Annotated in this window: 14 protein-coding genes; 6 read left to right on the top strand and 8 right to left on the bottom strand. The window is 70.7% G+C overall.

The annotated features are described in order from the left end of the window. Positions 1–142 precede the first annotated feature (142 nt). The 3 genes from FKD65_RS06405 to FKD65_RS06395 are packed head-to-tail and all read right to left on the bottom strand — an operon-like array spanning position 143 to position 2654. Entirely contained in the window at positions 143–562 is a 420-nt protein-coding gene (locus FKD65_RS06405) for a nuclear transport factor 2 family protein (RefSeq protein WP_141576603.1), read from the bottom strand. After that, complete coding sequence (locus FKD65_RS06400) at positions 562–1722, bottom strand: serine hydrolase (protein ID WP_141576602.1); 1161 nt, start codon at positions 1720–1722, stop codon at positions 562–564. Before FKD65_RS06400 ends, FKD65_RS06405 begins: the two co-directional genes overlap by 1 nt. 59 nt (positions 1723–1781) lie before the next feature. Then, positions 1782–2654 carry an SDR family NAD(P)-dependent oxidoreductase gene (locus FKD65_RS06395; protein ID WP_141576601.1) on the bottom strand — a complete coding sequence of 291 codons (873 nt, stop codon included), beginning with the start codon at positions 2652–2654 and terminating at the stop codon, positions 1782–1784. A 219-nt stretch (positions 2655–2873) separates the two neighbouring features. Between FKD65_RS06395 and FKD65_RS06390 the strand changes: the two genes are divergently transcribed. Continuing rightward, a complete protein-coding gene (locus FKD65_RS06390) occupies positions 2874–3488 on the top strand; it encodes a TetR/AcrR family transcriptional regulator (protein WP_141576600.1) in 615 nt (204 codons plus the stop codon). Here the strand turns inward: FKD65_RS06390 and FKD65_RS06385 are convergent. Together FKD65_RS06385 and FKD65_RS06380 are read right to left on the bottom strand one after the other, a co-directional pair. Then, complete coding sequence (locus tag FKD65_RS06385) at positions 3476–4357, bottom strand: IclR family transcriptional regulator (protein ID WP_205718568.1); 882 nt, start codon at positions 4355–4357, stop codon at positions 3476–3478. The genes FKD65_RS06390 and FKD65_RS06385 overlap by 13 nt on opposite strands. A 153-nt stretch (positions 4358–4510) precedes the next feature. Beyond that, on the bottom strand, positions 4511–5140 hold the full coding sequence (locus FKD65_RS06380; protein WP_141576599.1) for a TetR/AcrR family transcriptional regulator: 630 nt from the start codon (positions 5138–5140) through the stop codon (positions 4511–4513). A gap of 327 nt (positions 5141–5467) precedes the next feature. On the opposite strand from FKD65_RS06380, the gene FKD65_RS06370 reads away from it, so the two are divergent. The 5 genes from FKD65_RS06370 to FKD65_RS06350 all read left to right on the top strand — a co-directional run bounded on the left by FKD65_RS06370 (position 5468) and on the right by FKD65_RS06350 (position 13944). After that, entirely contained in the window at positions 5468–6769 is a 1302-nt protein-coding gene (locus FKD65_RS06370) for an MFS transporter (RefSeq protein WP_205718567.1), read from the top strand. A 21-nt stretch (positions 6770–6790) separates the two neighbouring features. After that, positions 6791–9280: an alpha-L-rhamnosidase gene (locus FKD65_RS06365; RefSeq protein WP_141576598.1), complete on the top strand. Its 2490-nt coding sequence runs from the start codon at positions 6791–6793 to the stop codon at positions 9278–9280. Between the two features lie 31 nt (positions 9281–9311). Continuing rightward, positions 9312–11528 (top strand): glycoside hydrolase family 3 C-terminal domain-containing protein, encoded by a 2217-nt coding sequence (locus FKD65_RS06360; RefSeq protein WP_141576597.1) that lies wholly within the window; start codon positions 9312–9314, stop codon positions 11526–11528. Between the two features lie 194 nt (positions 11529–11722). Further along, positions 11723–12901: a Rieske 2Fe-2S domain-containing protein gene (locus tag FKD65_RS06355; protein ID WP_240809991.1), complete on the top strand. Its 1179-nt coding sequence runs from the start codon at positions 11723–11725 to the stop codon at positions 12899–12901. 2 nt (positions 12902–12903) lie between these two features. Further along, positions 12904–13944 (top strand): ferredoxin--NADP reductase, encoded by a 1041-nt coding sequence (locus tag FKD65_RS06350; RefSeq protein WP_141576596.1) that lies wholly within the window; start codon positions 12904–12906, stop codon positions 13942–13944. Positions 13945–14036: 92 nt separating this feature from the next. Here the strand turns inward: FKD65_RS06350 and FKD65_RS06345 are convergent, their stop codons facing one another. The 3 genes from FKD65_RS06345 to FKD65_RS06335 all read right to left on the bottom strand — a co-directional run bounded on the left by FKD65_RS06345 (position 14037) and on the right by FKD65_RS06335 (position 17483). Continuing rightward, positions 14037–15710, bottom strand: a complete 1674-nt coding sequence (locus tag FKD65_RS06345; protein WP_141576595.1) for an FAD-binding protein — start codon at positions 15708–15710, stop codon at positions 14037–14039. A 101-nt stretch (positions 15711–15811) separates the two neighbouring features. Then, positions 15812–16663, bottom strand: a complete 852-nt coding sequence (locus FKD65_RS06340) for an IclR family transcriptional regulator (protein ID WP_141576594.1) — start codon at positions 16661–16663, stop codon at positions 15812–15814. Between the two features lie 13 nt (positions 16664–16676). Continuing rightward, positions 16677–17483, bottom strand: a complete 807-nt coding sequence (locus FKD65_RS06335; RefSeq protein ID WP_240809990.1) for a MaoC/PaaZ C-terminal domain-containing protein — start codon at positions 17481–17483, stop codon at positions 16677–16679. Positions 17484–17499: the final 16 nt, after the last annotated feature.

Here is a 17499-nt window from a genome sequence, read left to right as displayed (position 1 = left end):
GGCGTGGCTGCGCCCCTCTGCCGCCCAGTGAGTGGAACACTTCACCTGGGCGTTCGCCGAAAAGCTCGGATCCCTTGGAAATGATGTGGGAACGCCTTTAGCCCTCGGATTTCGTTCCGAGGGCTGAAAGAGCCGGATCAGTTCAGACGACCACGCGACGGCGGGCCAGGCGCCAGCCCTCGCCGTCACGATGCAGGTCGTCGTGGTACTGCCCGAAGGCGAGCAGCCGGCCGGCGCCGTCCTCGCCGCGGCCGATCAGGGTCCAGTAGCAGCGGGACCGCGCCGAATCGGGGCCGTCGAAGTCGACCTCGATGTTCGTGATCATGTGCCGGGTCCCCGATTCGGGCCCGGCCACGCCCTTCTCGCGGTAGCCGGTCAGCGCCCGGGTGATCTCCTCCGGCCCGTGGAAGGTGCTGTCATGGGTCTCCCACATGCCGTCCGGTGTGAACAGCGCTCCCGCGTCGGCCGGGTCCCCCTCGTCGGCGAGAAAGGCGAAACGGGACAGCAGGTCGGAGATCTCCGCGCGGTCGTCGCCGCGGCCGGTTCGGTTCGACACGGTCATCAGCTCCCCTTCTTGAAGTCGGCGGCGACGGCTCGGACCGCCTCCGCGATCGGGACGAACGGGTGCCCGGACGCCTCGAACGGGCCCTCGTGCATGCGGTTGTGGCAGATCGACACGGCGAGGCCGGTGTCGAGCTCCGCCCAGGAGATGGACCCGCCCGCTCCGGGGTGGTGCAGGATGCGCGGATCCGGGCCGATGGCGGGGTTCGCCGCGGGGCTGGAGCCGCCCAGCCAGTAGCCGAACGCGCTCACGTGCGCGACGCCGCCGAGATAGCGGTCGGGGACGCCGGCCTCGTCGCGCGGTTCGGCGAATCCGTCCACGCGGTCCGCGGGCAGGAGCCGGACGCCGTCCAGCTCGCCGTGCCCGGCGAGCATGGCGAAGAACCGGGCGAACGACCGCGCGTTTCCGATCGCGCCGGCACCCGGGTTGACCGTTCGCCGCGCCAGTTCGGTGTTGTAGATCGTCGAGCCTGGGAACACCTGGCGCGGCATGCCGCGCAGGTAGTCGGCGGGCGCGTCGGGTCCTGGATCGCCGCCGATCAGGCGGGCGACGCGTGCGTCCTCCGATTCCGGCAGGGGCAGAAAGAGGTCGGTGATGCCGAGGGGCTCGATGATCTCCTCGCGGATCAGCGCGTCGATGGTCCGGTTCGCCGGGTCGGCGCGCCGCGCGATCTCCCCGACGATCCAGCCCCAGATCAGCGCGTGGTAGGCGTTGGTCCGGCCGGGTTCGAACGCCGGCTCCATGTCGGCGATGGCACGGACCATCCAGTCCCAGTCGGCCTGTCTTTCGGGGGTCACCGCTTCGGGCATCCAGGGGATGCCCGCTCGATGGCTGAGGACGTCCCGGACGGTGGTGGCCTCCTTGCCGTTGCGGGCGAACTCGGGCCAGTAGCGTCCGACCGGCGAGTTGTACTCGACCAGTCCGCGCGCGGCCAGGATGTGCAGCGCCGTCGCGGTGACGGCCTTGGTCACCGAGAAGACGTTGAACAGGGTCGAACCGTCGACATCGCGTCCGGTATCCGGGTCGGCCGACCCTGCCCACGCGTCGACGATGAGTTCGCCGTCCAGGTAGGCGGCGATCTGAAGGCCCTCTTCGCCTAGCTCGCGTGCCCGGTCGAGGGCGTCGGCGATCCTCGGATCCCAGGCTGGTGCGGCACCCATGCTGTGCCCCTTTCTCGGTGGAGGATGACGGAGGGCGGGCCGGAGCACGCCCGCCGGAGTCAGTAGGAGCGATCGCCCGTCAGGACCTCGAACATCTCCCGGGGGTCCTGCGGCTCGGTTCGCCGTGTGAGATGGTCCGCGCGCTCCCGCAGCGCGTCCGCTCCGCGTGCGTCGTCGGAGAAGACCCAGAAATGGCCGGCTGCGATCTGGTCGAGCATGTGCCGGGCGGCGGCGACCGGGTCGAGCCCGCTCGCGACATTGGCCTCCTGCATCCAGGCGAAGAGGCGGTCGGAGTCGGGATCCCCGGCCGGCGCCGCCCGCTGCGCGTCGACGAAGATGCGGCTGCGCACCGAGTGCGGCAGGACGGCGCAGACCTGGACGGGCGCGTCGGCCACGCGCAGTTCCTGATGCAGGCATTCGGTCATCGCGAGGACGGCGTGCTTGCTGACGATGTAGGGGGCCTGGAACGGCACGGTCCGCACTCCGCCCACCGACGACAGGTTGGCCACGACTGCCGGGCGTCCGGCGGCGAGCATGCGCGGGACGAACGACCGCACGCAGTGGTACACCCCGTCGACGTTGACGGACATCACCTGCCGCCAACGCGCGACCGGGACGTCCCACAGCCGGCCGGCGGTCTCGATCCCGGCGTTGTTGATGAGCAGCTCCAGGCAGCCGAACTCCGCGAAGACGTGCGCCGCCATTCGCTCGACGGCATCGTCGTCGGTGACGTCCACCTCGTAGGGGAGGGCTCGGCCGCCGGCCTCGCGGACATCATCCGCGACGGCTTCCGCGCGAGAGCGATCGAGGTCCGCGACGACGACCCGCGTGCCGAGCGCGGCCAGACGGCGGACGAATCCCTCTCCGATGCCGGCGCCGCCGCCCGTCACCAGCGCCGTTCCGTTCCCGAACCGTTCGGCTGCACTCGCCATGCGTCCTCCTGCGGGCTCTCCGGTGTCGCGGCGCCCGGATCGGCCGGCCGCGCACCGGCCCACGCTGGCCGATCGGCCCAGGCGGCGGGGAGTGTGTCTCCCACTGGGCGGACGGTTCGTCCCGGTGTTCCGGTCGGTGGACACCGTGGGCACGGCGATTAGGCTGGTTGCCTAAGCTCGGAACCGCGTTCAAGGTGCACGACAGGAGAGGGGACCGGTGTGAAGACCCCGGTGCGGCGGACGCTGACCGAGCGCCGATCCGATGAACTGCGGATGTCCGTGGCGCTGGCGGCGCGGGACCTGTTCGTGCTCGACGGCGGGACCGGGCCCACGGTCGACGACATATGCCGGCAGGCCGGGATCTCTCAGCGGACCTTCTACCGGCACTTCGCCGTCAAGGAGGACGTCGTCGTGCCGCTGTTCGAACGGGCGGCGGAGCTGATCGCCGAAGCGCTGGAGGCGACCCCCGAGGGGGGCGACGTCATTACCGACCTGGCCCGGGCGTTCTGCTGGGGCGTGTTCGAGGAGAGCGCCCCCGGAGAGCCGTGGAGCGGGTTCCTTTCCGTGCTCATGGACTCGTCGGAGTACCGGCTCCGCTGGCACGCGATCGACGAGCCGCTGACCGAGCCGGTCGCCGCGTTCTTGCGGCGCCGCGGACTGGGCGGCGACGGGCAGTTCGAGGGCACTTTGCAGGCTGGGCTCATCCTGCAAGGCGTCCGGCTCGCCTACCACTACTGGATTCGCACGGACGCCTCACAGGATCTGGACAAGCTGCTGGAGCAGGCGCTGACGACCGTGGTGTCGGCCTGGGAGGGCATCGATCAGCCGCGCTGAGGGGCGCCCGCGGCCCGATGGGCCCCAGCCCGGACGGCGTTTCTGGAGCGGCCCCCGGTCGCGGCCGCCCAGATTTCGGCCGCGGTGCCGCGGAGCGCGCCTCCCAGCCGCTCCGGCTTCAGCACGCTGATCGGGCCGGTGATCGACAGTGCAGCTGACGCGCGGTCGATCGGACCGATCGCGGCGGCGATCGAGGCGAATCCGGGAACCGTGCCATGCGCGTCCACGGCGACGCCGAAGTCGCGGACTTTGTCCAGTTCTCGTTCGAGTTCAGTGAGCGAACGCGGTCCGTAGGCGGTGGGCGGCGCCGATAGCTCGGTGTCGGGCCGGGCCGCCGGTGCGAGCCCGGCGAGCAGGATCCGACCGGCAGCGGTGTGCTGGGCGGGCTGGCGGGCGCCGATCTGCCAGCACTCGCGATCGTCCGGACGCCCGCCGATCCGCTCGATGTGCAGAATGTCGGCCTCGCGCAGGACGCTCAGATGGACCGTGAGCCCGGTTTGCAGATGCAGTTCCTGCATGAAGGGGACGGCGACGCGACGTACTCCGTCTTGCCGGACGACCAGCGAGCCGAGTTCGAAGATCCGCAGCCCGAGCCCGTATTCGAACCCGTGCCGCTCCACCCAGCCGAGCTCGACGAGCCGCTGCAGGATCCGGTGCGCCGACGATCGGGGCAGGCTCGACCTGCGGGAGATCTGGGCCAGCGTCAGCCGCCGCGAACCGTCGAACACTCCGAGGAGCGACGAGACACGGTCGATCATCGCCGCCGGCGCCTGTTCGGCCTGCGATGTGGTCATGGCACCTCCCAGCACATGCTGTGGCAGATACTGCTGACGTGGCAGATTCTGCCATGATGCTGTGATGCTATTCACCGTTCACATGGCTGTAAAGGCATCCGAGCACGCGATATCGCCTGGTGACGGTGGGATCGCGCCCGTTGGCGGGCGGCAACCGCGCCGAGGATGCGTTATGGCTGGGCGGTCAGGCGGAGTGGCGCAGTCGGGCGCGCCCTGAGGAAATCCCGGTCACCGGGATGCTTCCGGCTCCCCGGAGTCTTCGGTGTTGTCGCCGGCGGTGGCCAGGCACATCCGGTTGAAGGTCTCGATCACGTCCGCCATGTCCAGTGAGGGGTCCAGCATCCACTGGAGTTGGAGGCCGTCCATGACGGCCAGCAGGAGGCGGGCCATGTGCTCGGCGGGCTCGTCGGGACGGACCCGGCCGTCCTGCTGACCCTCGCGGAACCCCTGGGTGATGAGGTCGGTGAGATTGCGGTAGCGATCAGTGAAGAAGTCGTGTGCGTGATTGCCGCGTTCGGTGGCCGCCGAGGACAGTGCGATGAACAGCTTGACGAGCCCCGGCTGCTCCATGTTGTGGCGAACCGTCTGCAGCACCGCATCGCCGGGGGTGCGGGCCTCGCCGGTCATCTCGGTGTCCAGCCTGTCCCGGCGTGACAGGACCGCGAGCAGAAGCTCTTCGCGGGATCCGAAGTAGTGCAGGACACCCGCCTGGGTCAGTCCCACCTGGTCCGCGATCTCCTGCAGGGAGGAGCCCCGCTCCCCGTGCCGAGCGAACACCTCGAGCGCCGTGTCGAGGATCTGCTCCCGTCGCTCGATCCCCTTGCGGTAGGGGCCTCGGGGCTTCCGTGGGCTCGTCACCTGCAGAACCGTACTCCAGGCCGGATGATCTCCGGAAACCCGGTACGGACCGCATGCGGCCGAGCCGCTCGAGCGGGCGCGGGCGACGCGGCCTGGACATGAAAACCAAGTATCGCTAGGTTTTGGCGTGAAACGCTCCCCGTCCGGAAGACGAGCCGCTGCGGCCGCCGGGCGGACGAGGCACGCCGGCCTGCGAGCCGAGTCGATCCGGAAGGCCGTCCATGACCCGATTTCCCGAAGGCTTCCTGTGGGGCGCCGCGACCGCCGGTCATCAGCTTGAGGGCAACAACACGCTCAGCGACCACTGGCCGATGGAGCATGCGCCCCGTGCCGGCTAGCGGCCGGGTGCGCAAGCCGCTCCCAGCACACGCGGCAGACCTCGACGCGGAGGAGTTGCCACCGGTCGGCGCCTCCTACATCTGGCTGATGGTGCTCGCCCAGTTCGGCGTCTGGGTCGCGTTCATCACCCCGCTGGCGATCTCGCTTTCCGTCAGGATCGACAAGCTGGCACCGGGGCACGAGGAGTACCTGGGGTACGTCACCGGTGCGGGCGCCGCCTTCTCCGTCCTGACCGCGCCGCTGCTCGGGGTGCTCAGCGACCGGACCCGCTGCCGGCTGGGACGGCGCCGCCCGTTCATGATCGGGGGGATGGTCGTCGGCGTCGTCTCCCTGGTGGTCATGGCGCTCGCCGCGAACGTCCCACTCCTCGGGCTCGGATGGATCCTGGCGCAGCTCGGATGGGGCTCGGTGGTGGGAGCCCTGGTCAACTCCCAGGCCGACCGCCTCCCCGAGTCGCAGCGCGGCAAGGTCGCGGGCCTCGTCGGATTCACTCAGCAGATCGGGCCCGTCCTGGGCGTGGTCATGGCGGGAGCCATCACAGGCAACGCCCTGCTGCTGTTCCTGGTGCCGGGGATCTTCGGCGTCGTCCTGGCGACGTTGTTCGTCGTCTTCGTCCACGAGGAGGACAGCCGGACGATGGAGGCCGGCGAGCCGTTGACGGCCCTGTCGCTCGCCCGCAAGTACGTCTTCGATCCGCGCAGGTACCCCGACTACTTCTGGAACTGGCTCGGCCGGTTCCTGTTCTACTTCGGGCTCACCTTCAACACGACGTTCACGGCGTTCTTCTTCGCGTCGCGGCTCGGGGTGAGTGTGGAGGAGGTAGCGGGCACCATCGCGGCCCTCGCCGGCCTGGGGGTGGTCGCCACCGCGCTGGGGGCGGTCGGAGGCGGTTTCCTCTCGGACCGGCTGCGGCGCCGCCGCGTGTTCGTGCTGGCCGGGGCCCTGGTGTTCTCGGTCGGCGCCGTGACGATGGCGTTGGCCACCGCCGTTCCGGCGCTGTTCGCCGGCTCGCTCGCCTGTTCGCTGGGGATCGGGGCGTTCGCCGCGGTCGACCAGGCGCTCCTGCTGGACGTGCTGCCCGAGCGCGGCACCGAGGCCGGGCGATACACGAGCATCTTCAACTTCGCCGCGACGATCCCGCAGGCCGTCGCTCCGCTCATCGCGCCGGTGTTCCTCGGGATCGGCGTGGCGGCGGGGGAGGGCAAGAACTATTCGCTGCTGTACATCGTCGCGGCCGCTTGCACCCTGGCCGGCGGCCTGATCGTCCTGCGCGTCCGGGCCGTCCGCTGATCCGAAGAGGGGAACGTCTCCATGTCACGAACCTGGTCGGCAGCCTTCATCACATCCCCGGCGCCTGGAGCGCCCGGCGGACCGGCGCCCTATTTCCGCCGCGAGTTCACCGTGGACGCCCGCCCGCACCGCGCCATGCTGTACGCGACGGCGCTCGGTATCGTGGAGCCGCACCTCAACGGAACCCGTGTCGGTGATGAGGTCCTCGCGCCCGGATGGACGTCGTACCGTCATCGGCTGAACATCGACCGTCACGATGTCACGGACCTGATCGAACCGGGAGCGAACGCGCTCGGCGCGATCGTCGGCGAGGGCTGGGCGGCCGGCCGTCTCGGGTTCGAGGGAAGATGCGCGCACTACACCGACCGTCCGGCGCTCTTCCTGCAACTCGAACTCGAGTTCCGCGACCGTACCGAAGTGATCGGGACGGACCGGTCGTTCACCGCCGGAACCGGTGCGGTCCTGGCCAACGGCCTTTACGACGGCGAAACCCATGACGCGCGCCTGGAGCCCGAGGGCTGGAGCCGTCCGGGTTTCGACGACGGCTCCTGGATGCCGGCGGAGCTCTTCGACTGGGACACGGGCACGCTCGTCACCCCGGTCGGTCCGCCCATCCGCCGGATTGAAGAGCTGTCTCCCGTCGCCGTCTCGACGAGCCCTTCCGGCAAGACGATCGTCGACTTCGGGCAGAACGTCTCCGGGTGGACCCGGCTGACCGTGTCCGGCGAGGCCGGCCGCATGGTGACGCTCCGCCACGCGGAAGTGCTGGCCGGCGGCGAACTGGAGACGGAGACGCTGCGCACGGCGGAAGCGACGGACCGCTACATCCTGCGCGGAGACGGTCCCGAGGTGTGGGAACCGCGCTTCACCTTCCACGGATTCCGGTACGTCGAGGTCGACGGGTATCCCGGCGAACTGCTCCCCGGCGCGCTGACGGCGATCGTCGTGCACAGCGACATGGTCCGCACCGGATGGTTCGAGACCTCCGACGAGCGCGTGAACCGGCTGCACTCCAACGTCGTGTGGTCCATGCGGGACAACTTCGTCGGCGTGCCGACCGACTGCCCCCAACGGGACGAGCGGCTGGGGTGGACCGGCGACATCAACGCCTTCGCCCCGACCGCAGCCTTCCTGTACGACGTCCGCGGCGTTCTGGGCTCCTGGCTGGCGGACCTGGCCGCCGAGCAGAACGAGAAGGGCCACGTGCCATGGGTGGTGCCCGACGTGCTGTCCACGCCGTCACCGCCGACGGCGCTGTGGAGTGACGCGGCCGTGGGTGTCCCCTGGAGCTTGTACCGGGAGTACGGCGACCTGGAGATCCTGCGGCGGAGCTACGCGTCGATGACGGCGTTCGTCCGCAGCGTGGAGGCGCTGCTGGACGAGAACTCCCTGTGGAGCAGCGGGTTCCAGTTCGGCGACTGGCTCGACCCCGACGCGCCCGCGGACAACCCGGCAGGCGGAAAGACCGACCGGCACCTGGTCGCGGCGGCCTACCTGTGCCGGACCGCGCGGCGCCTGGCCGACACCGCCGCCCTGCTCGGCGACGAGCAGGATGCGGCGCACTTCGCCCCGCTCGCCGACCGGGTACGGGAGGCGTTCCGCCGCGAGTACGTCACACCGGCCGGCCGGGTCGCCGGCGAGACGGTCACGGCCTACTCCCTGGCGATCCTTTTCGGCCTTCTGGACGCCGGCCAGCGCGAGCGGGCCGGGAGGCGGCTGGCGGCGCTCGTGGCCGAGGCGGGATACCGGATCTCGACCGGCTTCGCAGGGACGCCGCTCGTCCTGCACGCGCTCAGCGACACCGGCCACCTGGACGAGGCGTATCTGCTGCTGCTCGAGACCGGCTGCCCGTCCTTCCTCTATCCGGTGACGATGGGAGCGACGACGATCTGGGAACGGTGGGACTCGATCGGTCCGGACGGGACCGTCAATCCCTCGGGGATGACGTCGCTCAACCATTACGCGCTCGGTGCCGTCGCCGACTGGCTGCACCGTGTCGTGGGCGGGTTGACCCCCCTTGAACCCGGCTACCGGACCATGCGCATCGCGCCGCGACCGGGTGGCGGCCTCACCTACGCGACCGTCCGCCACGAGACGGCGCAAGGCCGGGTCGAGGTCGCCTGGCGGACGGCCGACCGCCGCATGCACGTCGACGTCGTCGTACCCGACGGTACGGAGGCGACGGTGGTCCTGCCGCTGCATCCGGCCTCCCTCGTCGAGACCGTGCGGGCGGGGAGCCACTCCTGGAGGTACGACCTGCCGGATGAGCCCGGCGGCGGCGCCGACTACGACCTCGACACTCCGCTCCGGACCCTGGCCGGCGACCCGGCCGTCTGGCGCCGCCTCACCGGCGTCTTCGCCAAGCACTTTCCCGGTGTCCCGATCGACGGCACCGCGCCGGAGGCCGCCGCCGTCTCCCTCAACGTCCTCATGGAGTACGTCCCCGGCGCATCCGGCGAGCTGAAGGCGGACCTGGAGGCCGCGATCGCACCCGCCGCCCGGCGGCCCTGACCATTCGACCGCTCATGAAAGGAACGTGGTAGTGCCGCGCATCGACCCTCGCGACCTCACCCTGGAGCAGAAGGCTTCCCTGCTCTCCGGACGGGACTTCTGGACCACCGAGCCGCTCGACGAGGCGGGCGTCCCGTCGCTGGTGCTCACCGACGGCCCGCATGGAATCCGCAGGCAGCCCGGTGACGCCGACCACCTCGGCATCAACGAGAGTCTGCCCGCGACCTGCTTCCCGCCCGCGGTGGCCGTCGGCTCCAGCTGGGACGCCGACGTGGCCGCACGCGTCGGAGCCGCCGTCGGACGGGAGGCGCGTGCCTTCGGCGTGTCCGTCGTCCTCGGCCCGGGAGTGAACATCAAGCGGTCGCCGCTGTGCGGCCGCAACTTCGAGTACTACTCCGAGGACCCTCTGATCTCCGGCATCCTGGGCGCCGCGCACGTCCGCGCCGTGCAGGCCGAGGGACCGGGCGCCTCGGTCAAGCACTTCGCGGCCAACAACCAGGAGACCGAGCGCATGCGGATCAGCGCGGACGTCGACGAGCGGACGCTGCGCGAGATCTACCTGCCCGCTTTCGAGCGCGTGGTGACCGAGGCGGCTCCCGCGACCGTGATGTGCTCCTACAACAGCGTCAACGGCGTCCCCGCGGCGGAGCACCGGTGGCTGCTCACCGACCTGCTGCGCGCCGAGTGGGGATTCGGCGGCGCCGTCGTCTCCGACTGGGGCGCGGTCGCGGACCGGGTCGCCTCGCTGGCCGCCGGTCTGGACCTGGAGATGCCCGGTACCGGCGGCGCCGGAGACCGGGCCATCGTGGCGGCCGTGCGCGACGGCGACCTCGACGAGGCCGCCGTCGACGAGGCGGTCCGCCGTGTGCTGGCCCTCGCCGACCGTGCGGTCACGGCGACCGGGGACGTCGACCTGCACGGGCATCACGCCCTGGCACGGACCCTTGCGGCGGACTGCGCCGTGCTCCTGAAGAACGACGGGCCGGTCCTGCCCTTCGCGTCGTCGGTGCGGCGCATCGCGGTCATCGGAGAGTCCGCGACCTCGCCCCGGTACCAGGGCGGCGGCAGCTCGCACGTACACGCCGCGCGCGTCGACACGGCGCTCAAGGCGATGCAGGATCTCGCGGATGCCCGGGGACAGACGGTGGCCCATGCTCGCGGGGTAGGCTCCGGCGGGCGTGAGGAGGCGGTGCGGGTCGCAGCGGACGCCGACATCGCGATCGTCTTCGCGGCCTCCGAACCCGAGACCGAGGGCATCGACCGCGAGACCCTTGAGCTGCCCGCAGACCAGGTGGAGCTCATCCGCGCCGTCGCGGCCACAGCCCTGCGCACCGTCGTCGTGCTGTCCAACGGCGGTGTCGTATCCCTGGAGGGCTGGCACGACGGTGTCGACGCGATTCTCGAAGGATGGCTGCTCGGACAGGCGGGCGGGAGCGCCATCGCCGACCTGCTGTTCGGTGTCGCCAACCCTTCGGGACGGCTCGCGGAGACGATTCCGCTGCGGCTTCAGGACAACCCCAGCCACCTCAACTTCCCGGGCGAGCAGGGGCACGTCCGGTACGGCGAAGGAGTCATGGTCGGCTACCGCTACTACGAGACCGTGGACGTCCCCGTCCGCTACCCGTTCGGTCACGGCCTCTCCTATACGTCCTTCCAAACCCGGGACCTTGCCGTCACGCGCACCGGTGACGACACCGCCACCGTCTCCCTCACGGTCACGAACATCGGAGAGCGAGTAGGCAAGCACGTCATCCAGGTCTACGTCGCCACCGATGCGGGACCCGTGCGGCGGCCCGCTCGCGAGTTGCGGGCCTTCAGCAAGGTCGCCCTCGAACCGGGGGAGTCCCGCCGCGTCGAGTTGGAGCTGGACCGCCGGGCGTTCGCGTACTACGACATCGAGCTCGGGCGCTGGACGGTCGCCGCCGGCGAGTACACCGTTCAGATCGGCGAGAACGCGGCGCGCACCATCACGGAACAGACGATCACCCTGCCCGGCGACACCGTCGCCACGGTGCTCTCATTGGACTCGACCGTCGACGAGTGGTTCTCCCACTCCGCGGTCGGTCCGGCGCTTCTGGAACTCCTCAGCGCGGGAATGACGGAGGAGCAGGCCGGTGCGTCCGAAGAGAACGCCGATCAGCTGCGCATGATCGCCTCCATGCCCATGCGGCGCTTCCTGAGCTTCACCGGCTTCGCGATCGACGATGACCGGCTGGCCGAGCTGATCGAACTGAGCCGGACCGTGTGACCACAACCCCTCGCTCTCCGCAGCGGTGAACACCCCCGACGATGGAGCCTCCCGCCCATTGGGAGGTTCCATGGCCGCCCGCCGCACCGCGACCTAGCGTCGTTCTCCAGGAGATGCACGTCACAACCGGACGGTGATCGCACCGCATTCCCGCCCTGTCCGGCTCCGCCGGGCCCCGATCCTGGAGTTCTCCCGTGACCACATCCCAGCACGCCCTGGACGACGAGGTTCGCGTGATCGAGGCGGCCGCACCGCCCACCCGGTACGCGCGCGGCTGGCACTGCCTCGGCCTGAGGGACCGGTTCGACGACGGCAAGCCCCACGCGGTGGAGGCGTTCGGAACCATGCTAGTCGTCTTCGCCGACAGCACCGGCAAGCTCAACGCGCTGAACGCCTACTGCCCGCACATGGGCGGGGACCTCACTCAGGGCGAGATCAAGGGTGACGCGATCGCCTGTCCCTTCCATGACTGGCGCTGGGCCGGCAACGGCCGGTGCGCCGGAATCCCCTACTCCCGCCGGGTGCCGCCGCGGGCGCGGACCAAGGCCTGGACAACGCTGGAACGCAACGGCCAGTTGTTCGTGTGGAACGATCCGCAGGGCAATCCGCCGCCGCCCGAGGTGACCATCCCGGAGATCGCGGAGGTGGGCTCGGACGAATGGACCTCCTGGACGTGGGACAGCGTCCTGATCGAGGGCTCCCACTGCCGGGAGATCGTCGACAACGTGGTGGACATGGCCCACTTCTTCTATGTCCACTACTCGTTCCCGACCTATTTCAAAAACGTCTTCGAGGGCCACATCGCCAGCCAGTACATGAACGGCAAGTCCCGTCCGGACGTGGACCTGGGGACGCACTACTCGGGCGATGAGCGGACGAACCTCTCGGAGGCCTCCTACTACGGGCCGTCCTACATGATCAATCCGATGACGGGCACCGGCGGCGGTGTGACCACCGAGTCCATTCTGATCAACTGCCACTACCCCGTTTCGCCGACCAGCTTCGTCCTCCAGTGGGGCGTGATGGTCAAGAAGCAGGAGGGCGTGACGATGGACGAGGCCGAGCAGATGGCGGAGGGGTTCGCCGCCGGCGTGGAGAAGGGCTTCCTCCAGGACGTGGAGATCTGGCGGAACAAGGCCAAGATCGACAATCCGCTGCTGTGCGAGGAGGACGGGCCGGTCTACCAACTGCGCCGCTGGTACGAGCAGTTCTACGTCGACGTCGAGGACGTCACCGCTGAGATGACACGGCGGTTCGAGTACGAGATCGACACCGAGCGGGCCAACGAGTTCTGGGAGCGGCAGGTGCAGGAGAACATCGCCGCCGGTCGCACCGTCAAGGTCGAGCCCAAGCCCGTGAAGGCCGAGAGTTGACCGTGACCGATATCGGGGCCTGCACGGTGACGGTCCTGGACGTCATCGACGAGACCCGGGACGCCCGGTCCCTGGTGCTCGAAGCGCCCGAGGAAGTACGCGACCGGTTCGACCACCGGCCGGGCCAGTTCCTGACGGTGCGGATACCGGCCGCCGACGGCTCGGGGACCGCCCGCTGCTACTCGCTGTCCAGCGCACCGGGTGTGGACCCGCACATGAAGATCACGGTGAAGCGGGTCTCCGGCGGAACCGGGTCGAACTGGATCTGCGACCACGTCCGCCCGGGCGACACTCTCCAGGTGCTGCCCCCGGCGGGCCTGTTCACGCCGGAGCGGCTGGACGGCCGCCTCCTCCTCTTCGCCGGCGGCAGCGGCATCACACCGGTGATGTCCATCATCAAGGCGGTACTGGCGCGCCCCGAGGGGAGCGCGGTGCTGTGCTACGCCAACCGCGACGAGTCATCGGTGATCTTCGCCGCCGAACTGCGCCGGCTGGTGGAGCGCCATCCCGGGCGGCTCCAGGTCGTCCACTGGCTGGAGAGCGTCCAGGGGCTGCCCACGGCCCCCGCCCTGGCCGCTCTCGCCGCCCCGCACGCGGACCGGGACGCCGCGTTCGTCTGCGGTCCGGAACCGTTCATGGACGCGGTCGCGGACGCGATGCGGGTCGTCGGCCTACCACGGGAAAGAGTGATCGTGGAGCGCTTCCACTCACTCACCGGCGACCCGTTCGCCGAGCCTGCACCGCTCCCCGCGGCGTCCAGCGGCGACGCGGACGCACGGATGACGGTCACCATCGACGGCGAGCGGCACTCCCTTGCCTGGCCGTCCGGGACCCGGCTGCTCGACGTTCTGCTGGCCAACGGCGTGAGGGCGCCGTTCTCCTGCCGCGAGGGCGCGTGCAGCGCATGCGCCTGCCAGGTGGTCTCCGGCGAGGTGAAGATGCTGCGCAACGACGTCCTCGAAGAGGAGGACCTCGCCGAGGGCTGGGTACTGGGCTGCCAGTCCCTGCCCGTGACCGAGGACGTCGAAGTCACCTACGACTGAACGAGACCGACGAACGCAATCTCCCGGGCGGGGGAGTGGGGAAGGGCTCGGCGGCACTGCCGCCGAGCCCTTCTGTTCCGGGGAGCGGGCCGCTACCGCGTCACGGCGGGACGAGCCGCAGCGTGGCGGGCGGCGACGTAGCCGAAGGTGATTGCGGGACCGATCGTGGCGCCGGCTCCGGCGTACTCGTTTCCCATCACCGCGGCGGACGCGTTGCCGGTGGCGTAGAGCCCCTCGACGGCCCTGCCGTCCGCGCGCAGCACTCGGGCATGCTCGTCGGTAACGAGGCCGCCCTTGGTACCCAGGTCGCCGACCTCGATGCGGACCGCGTAGTACGGGCCGCCGCCGATCTCGTCGAGGTTGGGGTTCGGCAGTGTCGGGTCACCGTAGTAGTGGTCGTAGGCGCTGTCGCCGCGCCCGAAGTCCTCGTCGCGGCCGTTGCGGGCAAGAGCATTGAAGCGCCGCACGGTCGCCTTGAGGGCGTCCGCCGGCACGCCGATGCGCCGGGCGAGGTCGCCGAGGTCGTCGGCCTTGGTGACCAGGCCGCTGGTGTACCAGTCGCGGGGGAACGGCTGCCCCGGCATGATCCCGGCGAACTGGTAGCGGCTGCGCGCCTTCGCGTCGAAGATCTCGTATGCGGGGACGTGGCCTCCCTCCAACTGCGCGTGCACGAAGTTGACGTAGGGCGCCGCCTCGTTCGTGAACCGCTCACCCTTCTGGTCCACGATCACCATTCGGGGAATGCACCGCTCGGTGACCAGTGGGAAGACCGAACCGCCGGGCAGCCTGACGGAGGGCATCCACCACGCGTCGTCCATGAGGTCCAGCGCGGCTCCGGCCCGATGCCCGATGCGGATGCCGTCGCCGACGTTGCTGCCGGCCCCCGCGCTGAAGTCCTCCCGGCCCAGTTCCGGGAGGTGCTCCTTACGCAGGTCGGCGTCGTGGTCGAAGCCGCCGGTGGCGATGACGACACCGCACCTGGCCCGGACGCGCAAGGGGCGGCCGTCGCGCTCGACCACGGCGCCGATCACCTGGCCGTCCTCGACGACCAGGTCGGTGAGCGGAGTGTTCAGCCACAGCGGTATCCGCAGGTCCTGCATCGTCAGCCGGAGCCGGACGACGAGCGAGGCACCGAGGGTCTTCATGTGGCGGCGACGCACGAGATTGCTCAGCACCCGCCAGGCGGCGATGCGCAGCATCCACTTGCCGGACCAGGTGCGCCGGAACATCATCAGCTGCCGGCCCTCGTACCCGGTGAACCACAGGCCCATCGGGGACGGCAGGTCCGCCTCCAGTAGGAACTCCTCGTCCGGGCCGAGCCGCCGCGCGTCGATCGGCCGCGGCTCGATGGTCCGCCCGAGCGGCCGCCCGCCCGGCGCCTCCGGATGGTAGTCGGAGTAGCCGGGACACCAACTGAAGTCCATATGCCGGCTCACCCGATGGAGCGCCTCCATCGCCGCGGGGCCCTGGTCCACGTAGGCGTCCAGCCGGGCGGCGGGCACGCGGCCCCCGATGATCGCCCGCAGGTACCGGCGGACGTCCTCGGGGTCGTCCTCGCGGCCCAGCCGCTTCAGCGTGGGGTTGTTGGGGATCCAGATCCCGCCGCCGGACAGGGCGGTCGATCCGCCGTAGCGGGGCGCCTTCTCGACGACGAGCGCGGACAGTCCCGCGTCGTGGGCGGCGATGGCACCGGCCATCCCGCCGGCGCCGCTGCCGGCCAGCAGGATGTCGACCTCGTGGTCCCAGCCCGGGGGACTGGACGTCATGGGGGTGCCTCCGATCAGGCGTCGCGAGAATCCGGCTCACCATCGATTCTTCGCAGGTGAGAGCACGGGGACGATGCGCTCTCCCGATCATTGGAACGCCGTCAGAACCAGTCGGTCAGCCGCGGCCAGGTGGCCCACGCGTCCAGCGCTCCGGTCGGCCAGCCGCCGGCGCGGGGGCGTTCGGCGGCGTGCGGTCGGTCCTGCACCGGGAGGGCACCGGCCGCACGCCAGACCCGCTGCGCCGCGTGCTGCACCGCCGGGGTGAGCCGGCCGAAGTCCATCCGGCGGATCGGCCCGCACACCGACAGCGCCGCCACGGGAGCACCGGGCCCGCGCACGGCCGCGGCGACGCAGCCCACACCCCGGACCGCCTCCTCCCGGTCGAAGGCGGCCCCGCTCTCGCGCACCCGCCGCAGTTCCCGCCGCAGCCGGACGGGGTCGGTGACCGTGAACGGCGTCCGCGCCCGCAACCCGCCGTCGATGACCCGCTGCACGGCCTCGTCGTCGGCGTACGCGAGCAGCGCCTTCCCCACGGCGGTGCAGTAGGCCGGGGCGCGGCCGCCCGTCCGCGAGGGCAGACCCGCTCCGTGCGAAGCGCCGATCTTCTCCAGATAGACGATCTCCGTTCCGTCCAGGACGGCCAGATGCACGACGTTGCGGCTGGCGGCGGCCAGCTGATGCATGAAGGGCGTCGCGGCGTCCCGGATGCGGTCCTGCTGGAGGACCAGCGACCCGAGCTCGAGCATGCGGAGCCCGAGCCGGTACCGGTTCCCCTCCCGGACCAGCCAGCGGACGGCCACCAGGCGTTCGAGGATGCGGTGGACGGATGAGCGCGGCAGGTCGGTCCGCCGCACCACCTCGGCGAGCGACAGGTGGGCCGGGCCGTCGAAGGCGTCGATGACGCACACCACACGGTCGATCATGGACGCCGGAGTCGCGCTGCCGGTTCTCATCCGCTCCGCCCCCTCATCCGTCGCCGAACCGGGCCAGACCGGAGCCGAGCACGATCGCGGCGCCCATGCCGACCTCGAAGGCCGCGGTCGCTCCCGACGTGTCGGCCGTGAGCTCCAGAACGTCCCCCGGGACGACCGGGGAGGTGAAGCGGCAGCTCGCGGCGCGCAGGTCGGCCGGGTGCGCGCCGATGCCGCGCGCGAGGACGAGCAGGCTTGCGGCCATGGTGCACAGGCCGTGCAGGATCGGACGCTCCCCGCCGATCGCGCGGGCGGCGTCCGGATCGATGTGGATCGCGTGCCGGTCGCCGCACAACCGGTACAGCGCCGCCTGCTCGGCGAACGTCTCGACCGGCAGGGTGTGGGTCGCGTCTCGCATCGGGACGCGCGAACCGCCGGGCCCGCGTTCCCCTCCGAAGCCCCCCGCGCCGGGAGCGAAGATGGACCAATGGGCGACGAAGCACTCGCTGTCCACCCGGACCTCGAAGACCGCGGCCGAGCCCTTGTCCCAGACGGCCTCCACACAGGCCGACATCGTCAGCTCGCCGCGCGGCGGCAGCGGCGCCAGCACCTCCAGTCGCTGGGCGCCGTGCAACCCGCGTGAGGTGTCGAACGCCCCTGCCTCGCCCAGCGCGTCCGGCCCCCACTGGGCGAGCGTCAACCCGAAGGTGGGCAGCGTGCGGAGCCGGTCCTCGTAGACGAGGTCGAGTTCCGTCGCCTTGGCCCCGACCGCGAGCGCGTACAGAACGGCGTCCCGCTCGGTCCACGCGACCGTGCGCTCGCCGAGTGATCGCCCCACCCAAGCGTCCGCGTTCTCGGTCAACGGGTCCTCCCTCACC

Origin of the sequence: Actinomadura sp. WMMA1423 (assembly GCF_006547145.1) — a bacterium.
Classification (GTDB): Bacteria; Actinomycetota; Actinomycetes; order Streptosporangiales; family Streptosporangiaceae; genus Spirillospora.
Note: the sequence above shows the minus strand (reverse complement) of the source record. Positions and strands in the feature narration are given on the sequence as shown.